At 38.6% G+C, this 18,275-nt stretch carries 14 protein-coding genes; 8 read left to right on the top strand and 6 right to left on the bottom strand.

The window, feature by feature from the left end; translation table 11 throughout:
• Positions 1 to 168: 168 nt before the first annotated feature.
• Positions 169 to 981, bottom strand: coding sequence for a mechanosensitive ion channel family protein (locus tag BI291_RS03630; protein WP_074496393.1), 813 nt, complete (start codon positions 979 to 981; stop codon positions 169 to 171).
• Positions 982 to 1,079: 98 nt separating this feature from the next.
• Positions 1,080 to 2,528: a PLP-dependent aminotransferase family protein gene (locus BI291_RS03625; RefSeq protein WP_074496392.1), complete on the bottom strand. Its 1,449-nt coding sequence runs from the start codon at positions 2,526 to 2,528 to the stop codon at positions 1,080 to 1,082.
• Positions 2,529 to 2,621: 93 nt separating this feature from the next.
• Here BI291_RS03625 and BI291_RS03620 point away from each other — a divergent pair, with 93 nt between their 5' ends.
• Positions 2,622 to 3,524: a DMT family transporter gene (locus BI291_RS03620; RefSeq protein WP_074496391.1), complete on the top strand. Its 903-nt coding sequence runs from the start codon at positions 2,622 to 2,624 to the stop codon at positions 3,522 to 3,524.
• A gap of 126 nt (positions 3,525 to 3,650) precedes the next feature.
• Here the strand turns inward: BI291_RS03620 and BI291_RS03615 are convergent, their stop codons facing one another.
• Positions 3,651 to 6,053: a zinc-dependent metalloprotease gene (locus tag BI291_RS03615; protein ID WP_074496519.1), complete on the bottom strand. Its 2,403-nt coding sequence runs from the start codon at positions 6,051 to 6,053 to the stop codon at positions 3,651 to 3,653.
• A gap of 221 nt (positions 6,054 to 6,274) precedes the next feature.
• Between BI291_RS03615 and BI291_RS03610 the strand changes: the two genes are divergently transcribed.
• From BI291_RS03610 to BI291_RS03585, 6 genes are all read left to right on the top strand, one after another.
• Positions 6,275 to 7,243 (top strand): class 1 fructose-bisphosphatase, encoded by a 969-nt coding sequence (locus tag BI291_RS03610; protein ID WP_074496390.1) that lies wholly within the window; start codon positions 6,275 to 6,277, stop codon positions 7,241 to 7,243.
• A 273-nt stretch (positions 7,244 to 7,516) separates the two neighbouring features.
• On the top strand, positions 7,517 to 8,251 hold the full coding sequence (locus tag BI291_RS03605; protein WP_074496389.1) for a DUF1194 domain-containing protein: 735 nt from the start codon (positions 7,517 to 7,519) through the stop codon (positions 8,249 to 8,251).
• Between the two features lie 125 nt (positions 8,252 to 8,376).
• Entirely contained in the window at positions 8,377 to 9,297 is a 921-nt protein-coding gene (locus BI291_RS03600) for a manganese-dependent inorganic pyrophosphatase (RefSeq protein WP_074496388.1), read from the top strand.
• A gap of 68 nt (positions 9,298 to 9,365) precedes the next feature.
• Positions 9,366 to 9,917, top strand: a complete 552-nt coding sequence (locus BI291_RS03595; RefSeq protein WP_074496387.1) for a GNAT family N-acetyltransferase — start codon at positions 9,366 to 9,368, stop codon at positions 9,915 to 9,917.
• A 54-nt stretch (positions 9,918 to 9,971) separates the two neighbouring features.
• Complete coding sequence (locus tag BI291_RS03590; RefSeq protein WP_074496386.1) at positions 9,972 to 10,904, top strand: ABC transporter ATP-binding protein; 933 nt, start codon at positions 9,972 to 9,974, stop codon at positions 10,902 to 10,904.
• Positions 10,894 to 12,105 carry an ABC transporter permease gene (locus BI291_RS03585; RefSeq protein ID WP_074496385.1) on the top strand — a complete coding sequence of 404 codons (1,212 nt, stop codon included), beginning with the start codon at positions 10,894 to 10,896 and terminating at the stop codon, positions 12,103 to 12,105. The genes BI291_RS03590 and BI291_RS03585 overlap by 11 nt, the downstream gene beginning before the upstream one ends.
• Before the next feature lie 54 nt (positions 12,106 to 12,159).
• Here the strand turns inward: BI291_RS03585 and BI291_RS03580 are convergent, their stop codons facing one another.
• Complete coding sequence (locus BI291_RS03580; protein ID WP_074496384.1) at positions 12,160 to 12,783, bottom strand: DVUA0089 family protein; 624 nt, start codon at positions 12,781 to 12,783, stop codon at positions 12,160 to 12,162.
• Between the two features lie 552 nt (positions 12,784 to 13,335).
• Here BI291_RS03580 and BI291_RS03575 point away from each other — a divergent pair.
• Positions 13,336 to 14,235: a hypothetical protein gene (locus tag BI291_RS03575; protein WP_074496383.1), complete on the top strand. Its 900-nt coding sequence runs from the start codon at positions 13,336 to 13,338 to the stop codon at positions 14,233 to 14,235.
• Between the two features lie 473 nt (positions 14,236 to 14,708).
• On the opposite strand, the gene fadA is transcribed toward BI291_RS03575, so the two are convergent.
• On the bottom strand, positions 14,709 to 15,875 hold the full coding sequence (fadA, locus tag BI291_RS03570) for an acetyl-CoA C-acyltransferase FadA (protein ID WP_074496382.1): 1,167 nt from the start codon (positions 15,873 to 15,875) through the stop codon (positions 14,709 to 14,711).
• Positions 15,876 to 15,884: 9 nt separating this feature from the next.
• Positions 15,885 to 18,044 carry a fatty acid oxidation complex subunit alpha FadB gene (fadB, locus tag BI291_RS03565; RefSeq protein ID WP_074496381.1) on the bottom strand — a complete coding sequence of 720 codons (2,160 nt, stop codon included), beginning with the start codon at positions 18,042 to 18,044 and terminating at the stop codon, positions 15,885 to 15,887.
• Positions 18,045 to 18,275 lie beyond the last annotated feature (231 nt).

The following is an 18,275-nucleotide window of genomic DNA, read 5'->3' as shown; positions in this document are numbered from 1 at the left end:
CTTACAGATTAACGCTACAGTTAAAATGCCAACGTTTTATGTTACTAATAGGAAAAAGAAGTAAAGCCACTATCATTGACAATGGCTTTAGTAAGTATTGAAACGCTTGAGGAATTATTTTATCGGTTCAACCATCGCTTGGCTTATTCAGTATTAATTTGAATATGTTTACGCTTTAGCTGCTGATAAACTTAATGCAAAAAAGTCTTTTGTGAGCTTCTGCTCTATTTTTGCTGCTTCTTGCGTAGGACAAAACAAGGTGAATGAAATACAGACCTTGCCCAGATCAGTTGTGGACATTTTAACACTTGGCTCTGGCCCAGGAATAGTGATTTCTAGTCGATTTTCAATCAATGTGCTGTAGCGTTCTGCAACATCATTAAAACCTGCACAGTAGCCAATAGCATTTGTTAACAAACACTCTTGTATGTTCGAGGGTAAATTTGATGCGTCATCACACACTAATGTAAATGAATGGTTCACATAGCGTTTCATATAATTAAGATTTTTAATCGGCTGCATCATCAATTGCGTATTAGGCAGAAAAACACTGCGCCCTGTGTAAGAATAATTAGTTAGACTGACTTCAAGTAGGGTAACTTTTGCCCAATCGGTCTCAGTAACCTCACCGGTATATTCATTTATTTGGATCCAGTCACCAATGCGAAATGCAGGGCTACTCGATAAATAAATAAAACCAATAATACACTGAATAATTTCTTTCGTTGCAATCACAATCGCAACAACAAATGCAGCAATGGAAAATGCAAAACGTTGCAATTCTTCGCTCCATAGCATCATAAGCGCAATCAATACGAATAAATTAATAATATTTTTCAAATGATTAACGACATATCGCTTATCAACACCTTTGCGTTTATAACGCCGCCTGATGACACGACTTATCGCAACTTTTATGGGGATAACAATTAATATCAATGCCGCAGATAACAGCCATTTATTGGTTAAAATAACATCCATTGATAAGCCTTATAGTGAGTATTTAATGTAATAACGTACGCGGTGCATTGTTTACGCGACGATAAATAGTAATAGGTTTATAAAACAGGTGATATCTATCAGCCAATTCGTGTGTAAGTATTTACCAACTTACCAAGTCTAGCGATGGCTTGTTCGATGCCTTCATGCCATTTTACACCAAAGCTAATGCGCATATAATGCGTATATTTACCTGAAGGTGAAAATATTTGTCCTGGCGCAAAGCTTATCCCTTGCTCTATTGCTTGTTGAAAAATATCGCTTGTATCAACAACTGAGCGACATCTTATCCAAAGCACACTTCCTCCTTGTGGATTAGACACGCAGGTAGCTTCAGGAAAGTGCTTTGCGATTAAAGCAATCATCCGTTCACGATTATATCTCAGTATTTTTCTTAATACATGCAAATGACGATCATAATCGCCACTCAGTAAGTAATCTGTTAATGTCCATTGTTGTAACATTGAGGTTGAACATGATTGTGCACGTTTTATGCGTTTTGCTGCCTCTTCAAACTTTCCGGGGATAAGCCAACCAACGCGATATCCTGGTGCTGCCGTTTTAGAAAAAGAGGAACACGTCATTACTAAGCCTTTCTCCGAAAACAGTTGAGCTGGTATAGGTCGCTTCTCTGTAAAATATAAATCACTGTATACATCATCCTCGATTAAAGGGATATCTTTTGATTCAAGCAGTTTTACTAATTGTTGACGCTTTTTCTCCGGCATGAAAGAACCCAGTGGATTGTTAATCGCTGTCGAAAATAAACACGCTTTTACCGGATGCTTTTCCAATACTTTTTCTAGCTCATCAATACACACACCATCTTCGGTGCAGGTGTATACTTCAAGCGCTTTCATTTCTAAACTTTCAATAAGCTCTATTAAACCAAAATAACAAGGTGACTCAACAGCAATAATATCGCCTTTTTTAGCGACACACTGTAACGCAATAGAAAGCGCCTCTTGCGCACCATTTGTTATTATCATGTCATGGTGATTTACACTCATACCATGTTCTTGATAGCGAAGCGCCAACGATAGTCGTAATTTTTCATCCCCATTCACAGGCCCATAACTGACAGCCTTTTCAGCGGTTCTGCTTAACACCGAGCGCATAAGTCGTGCTAATGTTTTATCTGGTGGATGAGCATTAACGGGATTAGAAATCCCTAACGCTACAGTATCAGGCACATGCATGGCATCGTAAACTTGTTCAATAAGGCTGCGACATGATACTTCAACGGGTTGGCATTGTGCCCACTTAGCTCTCATCGGTAATAATGTTCGAGCATTTTTTGCATTCAAATAATAACCAGACTGCGGCCTTGCAGAAACAGTACCTTGACGCTCAAGTTCTACATACGCTTGTTTTACCGTGGGCACACTTATACCAAACTGTTGGCTAAGTTTACGTAAACTTGGAAGTTTATCTCCCGGTCGAATTACGCCGCTATCACTTTGGTTTTCAATAAAGTCGATCACTTGCTGATATAGAAACTCGGGAGCTGAACGATTAACTAGCCTCAAACTGTATAGGTTCCATTTTTAATTTTTTGTATATGTTATTAAAACAAAGAGTCGGTAAACTGTCTACAAAAATTAGCTTTATAATGACAACGCATGAACAACTATTTTCTGTATGGTATTACCGTTTTAATTTGGGGCTCAACATGGTTTGCTATTCATCTTCAACTAGGGGTTGTAGCACCTGAAGCTTCAGTTGTTTATCGCTATGCGCTCGCCTCGGTGATGATCTTTATTTACTGCTTATTAAAAAAACAACGATTACGATTTTCTTTACGCCAGCATTACCAACTTGCTTTGTTTGGGGTTTGCTTGTTTAGCGTGAATTATTATTTTTTGTATCATGCACAAACACAGATTAACTCAGCATTAAGTTGCATTGGATTTTCCACCCTGATGATCATGAATATCATCAACGCGAAGCTATTTTTTGGTACGCGAATTGATACGTCAGTTTACCTAGGAGGGCTATTAGGACTCACAGGTATTGTGATTTTATTTTGGCCGCAAGCCAGTGAAATTTCTCTATCAAATGCCACTGTGTGGGGGTTTTTACTGTGTTTAGTTGGCACACTATCGGCATCATTTGGCAATATGTTATCGATTAAAAATCAATCGGATGGTTTTGCCATTATGCCTGCGAATGCATGGGCAATGGGTTACGGAGCACTCTTTATGACTTTGGTACTACTGATACAGGGAAAGTCATTTACCTTTGATTGGTCAGTTAATTACGTTGCTTCGCTGGTATATTTGTCATTATTTGGCTCAGTGATCGCCTTCGGTTGTTATCTCAGCTTATTAACAAAAATTGGCGCTCATAAAGCTTCTTATGCAAATATTTTATTTCCTGCGGTAGCGGTTGTTATTTCAACATTTTTTGAAGGGTTTACTTGGGATACGTACACCATCATCGGTTTTATTGTCATCATGCTAGGCAATTTAGTATTGATTGTAAAACCCCGCATTACGGTGAAAGAATCACCTGCACTAACCTAATACCAAGGCTGACTAAATAACTAACGTGAAAATAGCACGGCCCTTAAAATTTCGTGCAATACGCACAGCGGCTTAAATAACTTCCTTCCGTTTAAGCCGCTTTTTCTTTTTCGCTCATCTAAGCAGTTAAGCTCCTATAGGTGAGCCAGGCGGTAATGTAATCTTACGATTTTCTTTTACTTTTAATGTGTTTGATAAATACAGTGGAACTTGCGTTGATAACAAACGATATTGTGCAGCTAAAGGATGATCTTCGGTTTGCGTTAAAAACCATTCTTCAAGTGATTTCAACGTAACAAACACCTCTGCTTTAACTTCTGTCACTAAAGACTCTTGCTGCCACAATTGTGCTAGTTTATCGATAACTAAACGATTGATACGCTGTTGCACTAACATTTCATGACCTTTGCCCACGGGCTGTTTTATCGTTTTATTAATTAATTGTGAGAACAACTCGGCGACTGAAGGCACACTATCATCTAAGGCAGATTGCTGTGCCAAACGACTCAAACGTGCTTTATTGAGTAATAGATCAATCGTATGTTTTGCACTTGCTTGTGCTGCTGAAATAGCATCAAACACGAGCCCTGTTTGGCTGGCAAAACTTTCTCTATCTCGATTATAGCCATATGCTTTTGGCGGTATAAGCTCCACAATATGTTTAGGCAGCGTTAATATATTAGGAGATAACGTCGCTAATAATTGGCTTATCGCCGCTTGTTGCTTTTGTCCTTCAACGATGCTTAAAGTATTAACGAAAGGTTGCTCACGTACTTGATAAGTGTAGTTAATACCGGCGACTATTTTTGCCGCTGCTTCTACTTGATAGCGATGAAAATTATAGATTGGTACTAATGCTTGCTCTAGTTCGGATAATGCTGTTCCTACTGGGATAGTATTTATCCCAAGATTTTTTAACGCTACTGCTCTTATGTCTAACACGCGTTGTAATTCTGCAACGGGGTCTTGACCATTATCCCATAAATGAGCAGTTGAATGCCCACCGGATTGAGGACGGGCGTCAGCGTCAGACATAAATTGCAGCCCTTTCTCTTGTGCTGTTTTTATCACGTTTGCCAAATATTGCTGTTCTTTTTTAGGCTCAACATCTTGATAACCATAGGCAACAGCATGTTTGTCCCACGTACCCAAATTAACATCATAGGCATTAGAAAGGTCTATTTTACCTTGGTTTAAACGAATGTAAGGGTGCGGGTAGTCCATCACAGATGTTCTATTATTACTGCTAGCAGAGAAATTATGAGCAATGCCTAGGGTATGCCCGACTTCATGTGCAGATAATTGGCGAATTCTCGCTAACGCCATTTCTTTCATTGCCGTTGTATCGGTATTTGCATCACTAAACGGTGAGGTTAGCCCTAAAGCAATTAAATAATCTTGACGCACTCTTAATGAGCCTAACGTAACATGACCTTTAATGATTTCTCCCGTACGAGGATCCACCACTGAAGAGCCATAAGACCATCCTCTTGTTGCGCGATGAACCCACTGAATAACGTTATAACGTACATCCATTGGGTCAGCATCTGGTGGTAACATTTTCACTTGAAAGGCATTTTTATAGCCAATCGCTTCAAAAGCTTGATCCCACCACATTGCGCCATCAATTAATGCACTTTTTATCGGCTCTGGTACACCAGGATCTAAATAATAAATAATAGGCTCTACCGCTTCGCTTAGCGTAGCTGTTGGTTGTTTTTTCGCTAATCGATGACGGTTAATCACGCGTTTTACTAAAGGTTCTTCAATCGCAGAGGCATAATCTGCAAATTTATGCGCCCAGAAACCACTGAACGGATGAAATTTTCGCATGGAATATTGATCATCGGGCAGAGCAATTAATGAATGATGAAAATTGACCGTTAGCGTATTATTGTCTGGTGTTACCGACTTTAAATATTGACCAGCACCAGTACCTTTAAAAGTAACCGTGGCTTCTAATTCAGTATTTTTTTCAAACGCTTTACTTCTTGGTGCATAAAAGGCGCTTCGAGAATTATCAATAGAAAAGTTACCTTGTTTACGTGCCTTTAACGTTGCAGATAATTTATGAATATCAGATAAAAGAAACGGCGTGTAATCAATAAGGTAACGTTGTTTCCCTTCAGCAACAACGTTAAACCCCCAAATAACCGCACTTGCAAACGCTTGTTCAACCGCTTTTTTTTCTAGTTCATTATCACTATCTGCGCGGTAATAAGTATTGCGTTGTCTTAATAAGGCTTTATCGCCTACTCGTTCAAAGGCAACTAAACGAGTTTGGCCTAACTGCCCTCGATCAAGACCAATATCATTTGAGCCAACACCGTGAGGCATTGCACTTTGAAATAAAAACGATTGTTGTTGTGCTACCTCTAAGAATACCTTTCCTGATGCATCATCATAATAAAAGGTAAAAAAACCTTGGTGCTTTTGCTTATCTTCGACAAAAGATGTTAACTCATCAGTGGCGACCGCAGTAAAAACAAAACAATACAGTAAAATAAATACAATGTTTAATGGCTTCATTTCTTTCTCTTCTATCAACAGCATTGTCATACTTAAATAGATAATACACCTACAAAGCGACGCCGTTTTATTGTTATAATCAAATGAGAATAGGCGAAATAAACGCCTACGCTTAAAGCGACTTAAATGACTCGACACACATTCATCAAGCGCTTAAAAATAAATAAAAAGTACATTTTATACAATTTAACCACCCATACTGTAAAAAATTAGGTATTACAATGCAACGACTTGCCCCTGCTTTACGTGAAGATAATGTGCCATTAGATCTCATTTCCCTAATAAAAACCATTTTAGCCGCCACAAAGGAAATATCATTTCGTGTAAGCCAAGCTCATCTTGGTGGGTTAATGGGTTCAACGCTAGATGAAAATATACAAGGTGAAGTACAAAAAAAACTCGACGTAGTTGCCAATGAACTCATTAAAGATATTTTGCTTGAGTCAGGTTTTGTTCGCGCAATTTCTTCTGAAGAAGAAGAGCATTCTGTCGTTGGTGATGAAAACGGTAAATTTATTGTCTCATTTGACCCATTAGACGGTAGCTCAAATATTGATATTAATTCGCTAATCGGTACCATCTTTTCAATACACGAAGCTCGAGATGATGTACCTGCAGGAGATTCTGCACAATTCCAACAAGCAGGCACTAAACAGGTATGTGCTGGTTATGTATTGTACGGTCCTTCAACCATGTTAGTCATGACAACAGGTAAAGGTACGCATTTTTATGTATTAGATCGTACTCATGGTGGTTTTTTATTAGTTGAACGCAATGTGCAAGTACCTAAAACTACTCAGGAATTTGCAGTAAACATGTCAAACCAACGGTTTTGGCAACCGCCAATGCTGCGTTATATTCAAGATTTAATAGCGGGTGATACCGGCCCTAGAGAAAAAAACTTCAATATGCGCTGGATTGCTGCCATGGTTGGCGATATTCATCGTGTATTAACGCGCGGTGGCATTTTTACTTACCCTGCAGATAGTAAAGATCCTAAAAAGCCTTTTAAATTAAGATTAATGTATGAAGCTAACCCTATGAGCTTCCTTATTGAACAAGCTGGCGGTTTAGCTGTTACGTCTCAAGAACGCATTATGGACATTGAACCTGACGATATTCATCAGCGTGTTGAAGTCATTATGGGCTCAGAAGAAGAAGTTAACATCTGCTTAAATTACTACAAGTAATATTGTTAAATACATACCGTTAATCATCGTATTCTTTCTTGTACGGTGATTAACTTTTTCACAACACTATTGTTCGCTCACCTAATAAATATCTTCCAGAACCCTCAGTGATTGATGCTATAAATTTGTTAATATCATGTGTCAGTTTTCTTTACAAAAAGTTATTTGTACATTCGTACAAACTGGTTAACCTCTTGAATAAATGTAATTAATTTACTTGGCATATTTTGTGCAATCTCAAGTTGAATTTAATATTTATTAAGGTATAAGGACATGTTTAAAAAATTATTAACCTCTGCACTATTTGCCGCTACGGCACTTAGCGCACAAGCAAATACAATTGTAGACTTAGAACTACAACTTCTCGCCGATGTTTCAGGTAGTGTTGATTCCGGTGAATATGCATTACAGCTTCAAGGCTATGAACAAGCGTTTCGCTCTGCAAGCGTGCATGCAGCGATTGAAGCAGGCACCGAAGGTAAGATCGCTGTACAATACCTTGAGTGGTCAGGATCAAGTCAGCAAAGCGTGCAAGTTGATTGGACACTGATTGATACCGCAGCAGATGCCATTGCTTTTGCCGACCAATTAGCATTACTATCAAGAGCTTTTAGCGGCTCTACTGGTATTGGCTCTGCAATTGCATTTGGCGCAACATTATTTGGCACAAACGATTTTGATGCCGCTCGTCAAGTAATGGATGTATCGGGTGATGGCACAAATAATGATGGTGTCAGTGTTACAACGGCACGAGACAATGCATTAGCTGGTGGAATTGACACTATTAATGGTATTACTATTGGTAGTGCAGGTGTTGGCACATATTATCAAAACAATGTAATTGGTGGTTTTAATGCCTTTCATCTACACGCAGCTACATTTGCGGATTTTCAAGCGGGTATTGAGCGTAAATTAATCAGAGAAATCTCAGCAACTGTTTCAGAGCCAGGTACTATTGCTATGGTAGGTTTAGCTTTATTTGGATTAGCGCGTATTCGTAGAAGCTAATTTTTATTAAAAGCTGATATAACAAGATTAAAGTCGCTTATAGCTTAAGCGGCTTTTTTTTGTCTCCATTATTTTGCTAAAATACCCATAACGTTTTAATCGCTCACTACGACAGAGAAATATTTATGCCCAATTATGTTGTCGGTCACAAGATCCCTGACTCAGATTCCATTTGTTCAGCAATTGCTTTATCTTATTTAAAAACCGAACTTGGTGAACATACTGTACCCGCCCGTTTAGGCGAATTATCACCTGAAACACTATTTATCTTAGATAAGTTTGGCTTTGAACAACCAGAACTTAAACTAAGTTATGCAGGTGAAAGCTTATATATCGTTGATCATTCAGAACGCACACAAGGCCCTGATGACATCGATGACGCAACTATTTTAGGCATTATTGATCATCATAAGCTTGGCGATATTACTACTTCTACGCCATTAGAATGCTGGATACGTCCTGTTGGCTGTACTAACACCATTATCAAAATGATGTACGATTTTCACGGTATCGCTATCCCAAAAGATATCGCTGGCGCTATGATGTGTGCAATCTTATCTGATACCGTTATTTTCAAATCACCAACCTGTACCACTGCTGATATAAAGTGTGTTGAAGCGTTGGCTGAAATTGCAGGTATTGACGACCCACAAGCACTTGGTATGGAAATGTTCAAAGTAAAATCAGCGGTTGAAGACACACCAATACGAGACCTCGTTTTGCGTGACTTTAAAGATTTTGACATGAACGGCCACTTAGTTGGTATTGGGCAATTAGAAGTTATCGATTTAGCTATTTTTGATGATATTAAAGCTGAACTTGAAGCAGATATAGCAGCGTTAAAAGTAGAAGGTAATCGCCATAGTGTACTGTTATTGTTAACCGACATTATGAAAGAAGGCTCTGAAGTGTTAATAGTAAGTGATAATGGCGATTTAACTGCTAATGCGTTTGATAAAGCGTCTATAGACGGACGTGTATGGCTCGATGGTGTGCTATCTCGTAAGAAACAAGTGGTACCGCCACTGCAAAAATCTTTTTCTTAAGCGTATAGTTAACCTTATTTTTTTAGAAACTCAGCAAATGCTGAGTTTCTTGTTTCAGGGCAACGATAATGAACATTAACAATAGCGAGCGTTTATCTTTTCGTTTAATGGATAAAAACGATAAGCAATTATTATGGCAGCTCGATCAAGACTCCGAAGTGATGAAATTCATTACTGGCGGGAAAATATCATCAATGGAAAAAATTGAACACGTTTTTATACCACGAATGGAAGCTTACCTTAATAAAGAAAAAGGCTGGGGACTATGGCAAGTCAACCTTCTGACAGACAACACTTACCTAGGTTGGATTTTAATTCGTCCTATGCAGTTTTTTTCAGATCACCCTGAGCTCGATAATTTAGAAATAGGATGGCGATTCTTTAGGGACAACTGGGGGAAAGGGTATGCAACTGAAGCCGCTCAGCAGGTAATGCAATCCTTACATTTACAGTTGGGTTACAATCAGTTTAGTGCGATTGCAGATGAAGACAATCACGCCTCAATTAATGTCATGAAAAAGCTAGGCATGCACTACGTAAAAACATACCACCACAAGGATCAATTAATTGATTGCCAAGTTGCCTATTATCAGGTTAATAAAAACCTTAATATATTGTAATAAAATTCTTTTCGTAGCGACTAAGCGACCACATAACTAAGAACAAGGATTTTTATGCAGTTGCTCGTCAATCAAGTATTAAAGCAGTACGCTACTGTAAAAGCAGTAAATCACTTAAGTTTTAACGTTAATCGTGGGGAAATATTCGCGTTATTAGGTCCTAATGGCGCTGGTAAATCTTCTTTAGTTAAAATGCTCACTGGATTTACAAAGCCAGATGCTGGCAATATTAGTGTAACAATAGACGATGTGGAATATGACGCCATACCCAATTGGGCACTAGGTTATTTGCCAGAAGATCGTGGTTTATATCCGGAGAAATCCGTTATCGATAACATTTGCTACTTTGCACAATTAAATGGCATGGCAAAAAGCGATGCAAAAGAGCAGGCAGCTTTTTGGTTAGAAAAATTTGACTTAAGCGAACGTAAAAGCGACCAACTTAAATCCTTATCAAAAGGAAATCAGCAAAAAGTACAGCTGATCACCGCTGTTATTCATCAACCTCAATGGATAATACTCGATGAACCTTTTTCAGGCTTAGATCCAGTCAACCAAGAAAAAGTCGTTACCTTTTTACATGAACTGAAAAAGCTTGGTATGACAGTACTACTTAGTGCCCACCAAATGGCCATGGTTGAAAAAATCGCTGACCGTATCTTACTCATGAACAAAGGGGAAGCCGTTTTCTATGGCACCCTAGGTGAAATTACACAGCAATTAGGCAGTAATAACCTCGTTGTCGCGAGTTATATACATGCTATCGATCAGGAAAAAATAACGGAATTATTTCCTAAAGACGATGTTGTGCAAATAAACGATACGAAATTACAAGTTGCATGTGCAGAAAAGGATCAATTAAACCACGTGACAGATAAACTCACTAAACTTGGTGCGCTTTCTTCTATTCAATGTCAACAAAGAGATCTACATCAAATTTATATCGATGCTATTGAACAACATGGAGAAATTGCACATGAAGCCTAACAAATCAAAACAAGTATGGCTCGTTACCTGTTGGGAGTTTATGCACTTTTTTAAATGGAAACAGGAACTTATTTCAAAGCTGATCATGATTGCAATTGCAGCAATCGTATACTTTTGGCAAGTGGTTAAACATGATGACATTACGATTTATCAAATAGCCCTGACAAGTCAAAACGTTGTCTTACAAAATGCCGGACAATTTACTTTTGAATATGTTGATAATACATCGCTTTCAGCCTTTGAATTGTTACAGCAAGAAGAGAGTAAATATGACGCTGTTATCGCGATGGGTTCTAATAATCCAAGTGAACAGCAGCAGCTCATTTTAACGGTAAATGATAAGCAAAGCTGGCATAGCAGCTTGAATACGGAAGTATTAAATCAGTACCGTCAATCTATTGCTCAACAATTAAACTTGCAACCTAATCAGCTAGCACTGCTACAAACACCTGTTGCTATAACGCAACAGTACGCTGATCAAGCAATTAAATCTGAAGACGACGTTAGCGATACGATTGCAATCGTGATGATAGTGCTCATGGCAGTCGGTATATTTACCTCTTTCGGACAACTCTTTGCAAGTATTACAGGAGAAAAACAGCAGCGTGTAACAGAACAACTCTATTCGTGTATTAGCGCACAAAGCTGGATAGATGGTAAAATTCTAGGCCAACTACTCCATGCGATTAAAGCGATGGTCACCGCGGGTATTACCGGTTTGCTTGGCTATGCTTTTATGTCAGTTGTGATAAACGATCAAAGTATTGACCTTACAATGATTGATTGGTCGTTTATCCCCTGGTTGTTTATCTTCTCACTTTTAGGTATTTACATCAGTACTGCATTTATCGCGGCTGTCGCTGCTGCTATAGATGATCCGAATCATAGTGCTAAAACGAGTATGATGTTATTACCACTGGTACCTGTCGCTTTAGTTTTTATGACCATGGATGATGCGTCTGGTTGGGCGATGAGTATGCTAAGCTTCTTACCACTGACGTCATTTGTGGCTATGCCAGTTAAAATGTCGCTCATTGATGTGCCGCTATGGCATACACTTTTATCGCTGCTCTTAGGTATTGCTTTAGCCGCGTGGTTAAGATCAGGTGCGGCAAGAATGTTTAAAATGGGTATGACTATGTACGGCAAAGAACCAAGCGTAGGTATGATGTTTAAATGGATGATTAAAGAGCCTAAATAACCTTTCTTATATGAGCCTACCAATGAAGGGTAGGCTCAATATATAAATAACGTTTTATTTAGTTAGTTTTTTACGCGTCACTAAACCTAATAACGTTAAGCTTAATAAGGCAATTGTACCTGGTTCAGGTACCGTTACTGGCGTGGTATCATGACCAATACCACCAACATTGGTTAAATTTTCCCCTGAAATATCAAAGGCATAAAATGAAGTTCTATCGTTATCATCAGCATCAACAAAATTTGTCGTATCTGATAAAGACCATTCACCTGTTACCAAATCACCTGAAATGTAATCGCTGTCGAATTGCGTTAATACTGCAAAGTATGAACCAGTGTTTAACGTTCTTGAAATGAATGCATCCCAACTGTTACCACTTGTAGCTGATACAACATTAGAACCATCGTCATCAGATTCAAGAAGGTTACCAAGGCTATCAAAAATAAACAATTGACTGTCAAAGCCACCGTCAGCAATGGTAGTTCCTTCAGCATTTACGCCACCAGCATAACCCCAGCTTGTTAATTCAACCAACGAATTGTCAGTAGCAACGTCAAAGCTGATATAAAAACGACTTTCATCGTTATCAAAATTACCTGTAAACGATTCTGTAATAAGCGTTGCATTTGCCGTTAGGCTCATCATTAGTGCTGCTGCTGCCGAGATAAATTTTTTCATTCTATTAAATACCTTTCTTAATTAATTACTGCTGAGCAGCATAAAGCAAAAAACGAACCAATAATATATAAGCAATATTTTTCAATTAGTTACATATTGAACCTTCGAATTATTATTATTTTTAAAACAGAGTGTAAACAAACCTGACACTAATTTTATCAATAAAAACGGTAACTTATGGTTAAATATTACACAAAGAAGAGGCAGTACGAGTTTCATGGTATGCAAAAGTTAATCATATTTTTGAACATAGAGGGCGATATTTAACTATTTAGACCCAGTTATAAAAAAGCTAGCGTAACGCCGGGCTATTGAATGAACTTGGAGCTACCAATTATGTTATTGGTAGCTTTTTACTTTTTCCAAAGTAATGTTAAATAAAAACAGTGCATTAACTATTCACATTAAATAAGCCAAAAGCTAAATCATTACAGTTAGCATATAATTTTCAGGATGTTATGATGCCTTTTTAAGCGTACATGCCTTTTACTGTTGATTACGGTTTTCAAAATTGCTAATTTAGAAAGTTATAAAGCAGTTACAAGGAAAGTAATGCAAATCGTATTCAGCCTAATTTTGTTTCTATTCTCAACCTTCAGTATATCTAAAGAGATTAATCCTGCCGATTGGTTACTCTGGCATAAGGTTGAAACTGAGTTACCTTATTCATCAACGTTAACAATTTATCCACCCGTAATGCTTTATGCAGAAAATGGAGTGCTTAGAGGCTCTATTTCTGCACCTTACTCTCTTAGCGGCAATAACAATAGAGTTATTAATGAATTTTTAATTACAGTCACGGATGCGCGAGGAAATACTCATTTTCTTGAACCTAAACTGGAATCAGTGGGCTTTGTTAATGATACTGGTATTAGTATGTCCTCTCTTAGCTCTAACTCTTTCCATAACGGTAAAATTCAAATCCAGCTTTACAAAACTAATTCAGTAGAAAATCGTCAGGAGTTGTCTGATAGAAATAAAAAAGACATGACTAGACAACAAGGAATTGAAAATGCTTTAACCAACATAAGAATTCCTAAACCAGTTTTAGGAGAAGTATGGCCCATTAAAGCTTTAACATTACAAGGACAGAATATAGATGTGATCATCTCTTCATCAAAATTCACAATAATCCAACTTTATAGTGAATTTTGTGGTTTCTGTAGAAAAGCAATTCCTTTGAATAACGCATTGAATGCTTCTGAGAATATTAAAGTTATAGGTATAGCTGGAACAAACAATTTTAACGCATTTAAGAGACACTTAAATACTAGTAGACTTGAATACTCGTTCATTACTTATGAAGACGACTACGCAGAATCAGCTCTGTTAGAAGCTACAGGACAACAGGGTTTCCCTACGTATTTTGTTCTGGACGCGACAAAGCAAGTACTCGGAATTTTTGTAGGGAACTCTTCTCTTGAGAGGTGGCTAGCAGCTCAAGCGATATAACATGAAATTACTTTGTCTTTCTGCTCAACAGGTGTATCTTTTCTTGGTTAAGGCTAAAGCTGAGTATGTGGTAATCCTCCCGAAAAATAGTTGACGTCAAAAGTGGAATTTCTCGTAAAATGATCGAAGGAGATCCTATGACCACCTTTATGCGGATTTAAGCCTGTTATCTCTGTGTCTAAGAAGACCTATCTCGTCATAATTCCCCACGCCACTGAAGGGGTTATAGGTGATTTGACTGGTTTTTATAGTATATTGTTGAAATTTAAATACTAATTGTAATGTATATTGAAGTTAATCTAGATTAAATATAGGTTGATTTTGGTGTAGGTTATTGTTTTATAAAAATAAGAATATAAAAAAGCCACTATTAAGAAACAGTGGCCTCCAAGCTCATTCAGTAGCCCAGCGAAACGCTAGCCTTTTAAACACTAATGTCTAAATCAGTAATTCACATGCATACACTAAACGTATTACACCCGCTCAAACACCGTTGCTATACCTTGACCTAAACCAATACACATCGTTGCTAAGCCAATGTTTGCATCTTTACCTTCCATCAAATTGATTAAAGTAGTTGAAATGCGGGAGCCTGAACATCCTAATGGGTGACCTAGTGCAATCGCTCCACCGTTTAGGTTGATCATGTCATCCATTTTATCTTCAATGCCAAGCGCTCTCACACATGATAATGCTTGTGCAGCAAAGGCTTCATTAAATTCAGCCAGTTCAATATCTTCAATAGTAAGACCAGCACGTTTTAATGCTTTTTTTGTAGCTGGAACTGGACCATAACCCATGGTTGAAGGATCACAACCCGCAACGCCCATACCTCTAATTTTAACCCGTGGCGTTAATCCCATCGCAGCCGCTTTTTCAGCTGACATCACTAACATTGCTGACGCACCATCAGAAAGCGCAGAAGAAGTACCTGCGGTGACTGTACCGTTAGCAGGGTCAAATACAGGACGTAAACCTGACAATGTTTCAATGGTCGTTTCAGGACGAATGACTTCATCATGATCGATCATGGTAAGTGCGCCAGTGACTGAATCATGCCCTTGAGTAGCAACTATTTCACTTGCCCAACGACCTTCAATAGTCGCTTCATGTGCTTTTTGGTGTGACCGCGCGCCAAAGGCATCTTGTTGCTCACGAGTAACACCATGTTGTCTACCAAGCAATTCGGCGGTCAATCCCATATTACCCGCAGCACGTGAGATGTATTTGCTTAATGCTGGATCAAAATCAACATCATACATCATCGGTACATGACCCATATGCTCAACACCACCAATGATATAAACATCTCCCTGTTCGGCCATAATGTTCGTTGCTGCATCATGTAATGCTTGCATTGAAGAACCACATAAACGGTTTACTGTAACAGCACCAACATGCTTGGGAATATCTGTTAACAATTGTGCGTTTCTGGCAATATTAAAGCCTTGTTCTTTGGTTTGTTTCACATTTCCCCAAATAATATCTTCAATCGAATTAGGATCTAAATTTGGATTTCTAACTAACAACTGCTGCATCAAATGTGCAGACAATGTTTCAGCACGTGTATTTCGGAAAATACCAGCTTTTGAACGTCCCATTGGTGTGCGAATACAATCAACAATTACGACTTCTTTCATGTTCTTCTCCTAGGCAGTTTTAACGTCAGTGGAAAAATATGATTTACCTTCAGCAGCCATATTACGTAGACCATCTGTTACTTGGTAAATCTCACCTAAATGCGCATATTTATCTGCCATCGCGATAAAATTATCTAAGCCCAATGTTTCTAAATATCGTATTGGGCCACCTCTAAACGGTGGAAATCCTAAGCCGTAGATTAAGCCCATATCTGCTTCAGCGGCTGAACCAACAACCCCTTCTTCTAAACAACGTACCACTTCATTAACCATCGGCACCATTAAGCGTGCAATAGTTTCTTCGCTGGTAAAGTCTTTTTGTTCAACTTCGAATAATTGATAGGCTTTCTCTGAGGCAACCTTAGTTGGTTTACCTCGTTTATCTTTTCCGTAATCATAGAAGCCATGGCCATTTTTCTGACCAAAACAATTTGCTTGGTATAATTTACTTACGGGATCATTGTCAATTTTAGCCATGCGAGTAGGAAAGCCTTCAGACATAACGCCTGTACAATGATCAGCAGTATCAATTCCAACAACATCGAGCAGATATGCTGGGCCCATTGGCCAACCAAACTGTTTTTCCATCACTTTATCAACGGCTGTAAAGTCAGCACCTTCAAGTACCAACTGACTAAAACCAGCAAAATAAGGAAAAAGTACACGGTTAATATAAAAACCAGGGCAATCATTCACAACAATAGGCGATTTACCCATCTTTGCTGCGTATGCAACAACAGCAGCAACGGTTTCGTCAGAAGTATCTTTACCGCGAATCACTTCAACCAGTGGCATTTTATGTACAGGATTGAAAAAATGCATACCGCAAAATTTATCTTTTCGCTTAACACTTTGCGCTAATAAATCGATAGAAATCGTTGAAGTATTTGACGTTAAAATAGCATCTTCAGCAACAGCTGCTTCCACTTCGGCAAGTACCATGCCTTTTACTTTAGGGTTTTCAACAACCGCTTCCACAACGATATCAGCATCTTTAACACCCTCATAGCTTAACGTTGGTGTAATATTATTCAGTACGCCAGCGAGCTTTTTCGCATTAATACGACCTCGATCGGCTAGCTTGGTTAATATGCCAGCAGCCGTGCTTAAACCTAAATCAAGTGCTTCATTATTGATATCTTTCATGACGATTGGCGTACCTTTATACGCCGATTGATATGCTATACCACCACCCATGATACCGGCACCAAGCACTGCAGCACGGTCAACTTGTTTAGTTGCCATTTTACTGGCTTTTTTCGCTTTACCTTTAACAACTTGATCTGCTAGAAACAACCCTATTTGAGCTGTTGCAGCTTCGGTTTTTGCAAGCTTTGCAAAGCCTTCATTTTCTAATGCCATTGCGCCACTACGATCAAGATCAGCTGCGGCTTCAATCACATTGATCGTCGCCATTGGTGCAGGGTAATGTTTACCCGCTTTTGCAGCAACCATGCCTTTACAGGTATTGAACGTCATCACTTTCTCTGTTGCAGATAACGTCAAGGGTGATAACTTAGGTTGGCGTTTAGCTCGCCAATCTAGTTTTCCAGCAATCGCTTCATGTAAAGTACTTAGCGCTGCTACGCGTAATTGCTCTGGCTCAACAACGGCATCCAATACACCTGTTGCCAATGCTTGTGCAGGTTTAAATGCTTTACCTGTAGACATCCATTCAATCGCATTATCGGCACCTATTACACGAGGTAGCCTAACAGTACCGCCAAAACCAGGCATTAATCCTAATTTTACCTCAGGTAGGCCGATTGAAACCGTTGTATCAGCAATACGGTAATCACAAGCTAATGACATTTCACAACCACCGCCTAGTGCAAAGCCATTAAGTGCCAAAACCGTTGGCATAGCTAAATCTTCAAAAGCATCGAATACATCAGAGCCATTTTTAATCCATGGAATAAGTTCATCTACCGGCTGTTTGAATGTTTCTAGAAATTCAGTGATATCAGCACCGACAATAAAGTTGGATTTACCAGAGGTCACTAATACCCCTTTGGCATCTTTACACTGTTTTATCGCTTCAATGACTGCGATGAATTCTTTAAAAGTTTCCTGGTCAAACTTATTTACTGAACCTTCGGCGTCGAACTTAAACTCAACAACTCCAGCATCCAGTAGTTCGGCAGAAAGGCTTTTGCCTTGAAATAACATGCCTAGTCTCCTCACCTATTGAAATAAAAAGGGCTAACAATAAGGCGTACTGTATAAACATACGCCAACGTTCAGCACGTTGTTAACGTGCGTATTCTAATAATAGTCGAATGAGTGTGCCTTGAAAGAAAATGAAAAGCAAATTTTTTAAACAAGCGTTTAAATTATGCGTTTCACTGTGAATTAAACACCACTTCTCAATGCTTCATATGTGCTGATGAAGCATTGGGA

Source organism: Thalassotalea sp. PP2-459 (genome assembly GCF_001913705.1).
GTDB classification, from domain to species: domain Bacteria; phylum Pseudomonadota; class Gammaproteobacteria; order Enterobacterales; family Alteromonadaceae; genus Thalassotalea_C; species Thalassotalea_C hakodatensis.
This window is presented reverse-complemented; position numbering and strand designations above follow the sequence as displayed.

Bases quoted from the DNA above. Each gene is read 5' to 3' on its own strand.
- BI291_RS03630 (WP_074496393.1), bottom strand. From the start codon at position 981: ATGGATGTTATTTTAACCAATAAATGGCTGTTATCTGCGGCATTGATA.
- BI291_RS03620 (WP_074496391.1), top strand. From the start codon at position 2,622: ATGAACAACTATTTTCTGTATGGTATTACCGTTTTAATTTGGGGCTCA.
- BI291_RS03615 (WP_074496519.1), bottom strand. From the start codon at position 6,053: ATGAAGCCATTAAACATTGTATTTATTTTACTGTATTGTTTTGTTTTT.
- BI291_RS03610 (WP_074496390.1), top strand. From the start codon at position 6,275: ATGCAACGACTTGCCCCTGCTTTACGTGAAGATAATGTGCCATTAGAT.
- BI291_RS03605 (WP_074496389.1), top strand. From the start codon at position 7,517: ATGTTTAAAAAATTATTAACCTCTGCACTATTTGCCGCTACGGCACTT.
- BI291_RS03600 (WP_074496388.1), top strand. From the start codon at position 8,377: ATGCCCAATTATGTTGTCGGTCACAAGATCCCTGACTCAGATTCCATT.
- BI291_RS03595 (WP_074496387.1), top strand. From the start codon at position 9,366: ATGAACATTAACAATAGCGAGCGTTTATCTTTTCGTTTAATGGATAAA.
- BI291_RS03590 (WP_074496386.1), top strand. From the start codon at position 9,972: ATGCAGTTGCTCGTCAATCAAGTATTAAAGCAGTACGCTACTGTAAAA.
- BI291_RS03585 (WP_074496385.1), top strand. From the start codon at position 10,894: ATGAAGCCTAACAAATCAAAACAAGTATGGCTCGTTACCTGTTGGGAG.
- BI291_RS03580 (WP_074496384.1), bottom strand. From the start codon at position 12,783: ATGAAAAAATTTATCTCGGCAGCAGCAGCACTAATGATGAGCCTAACG.
- BI291_RS03575 (WP_074496383.1), top strand. From the start codon at position 13,336: ATGCAAATCGTATTCAGCCTAATTTTGTTTCTATTCTCAACCTTCAGT.
- fadA (WP_074496382.1), bottom strand. From the start codon at position 15,875: ATGAAAGAAGTCGTAATTGTTGATTGTATTCGCACACCAATGGGACGT.
- fadB (WP_074496381.1), bottom strand. From the start codon at position 18,044: ATGTTATTTCAAGGCAAAAGCCTTTCTGCCGAACTACTGGATGCTGGA.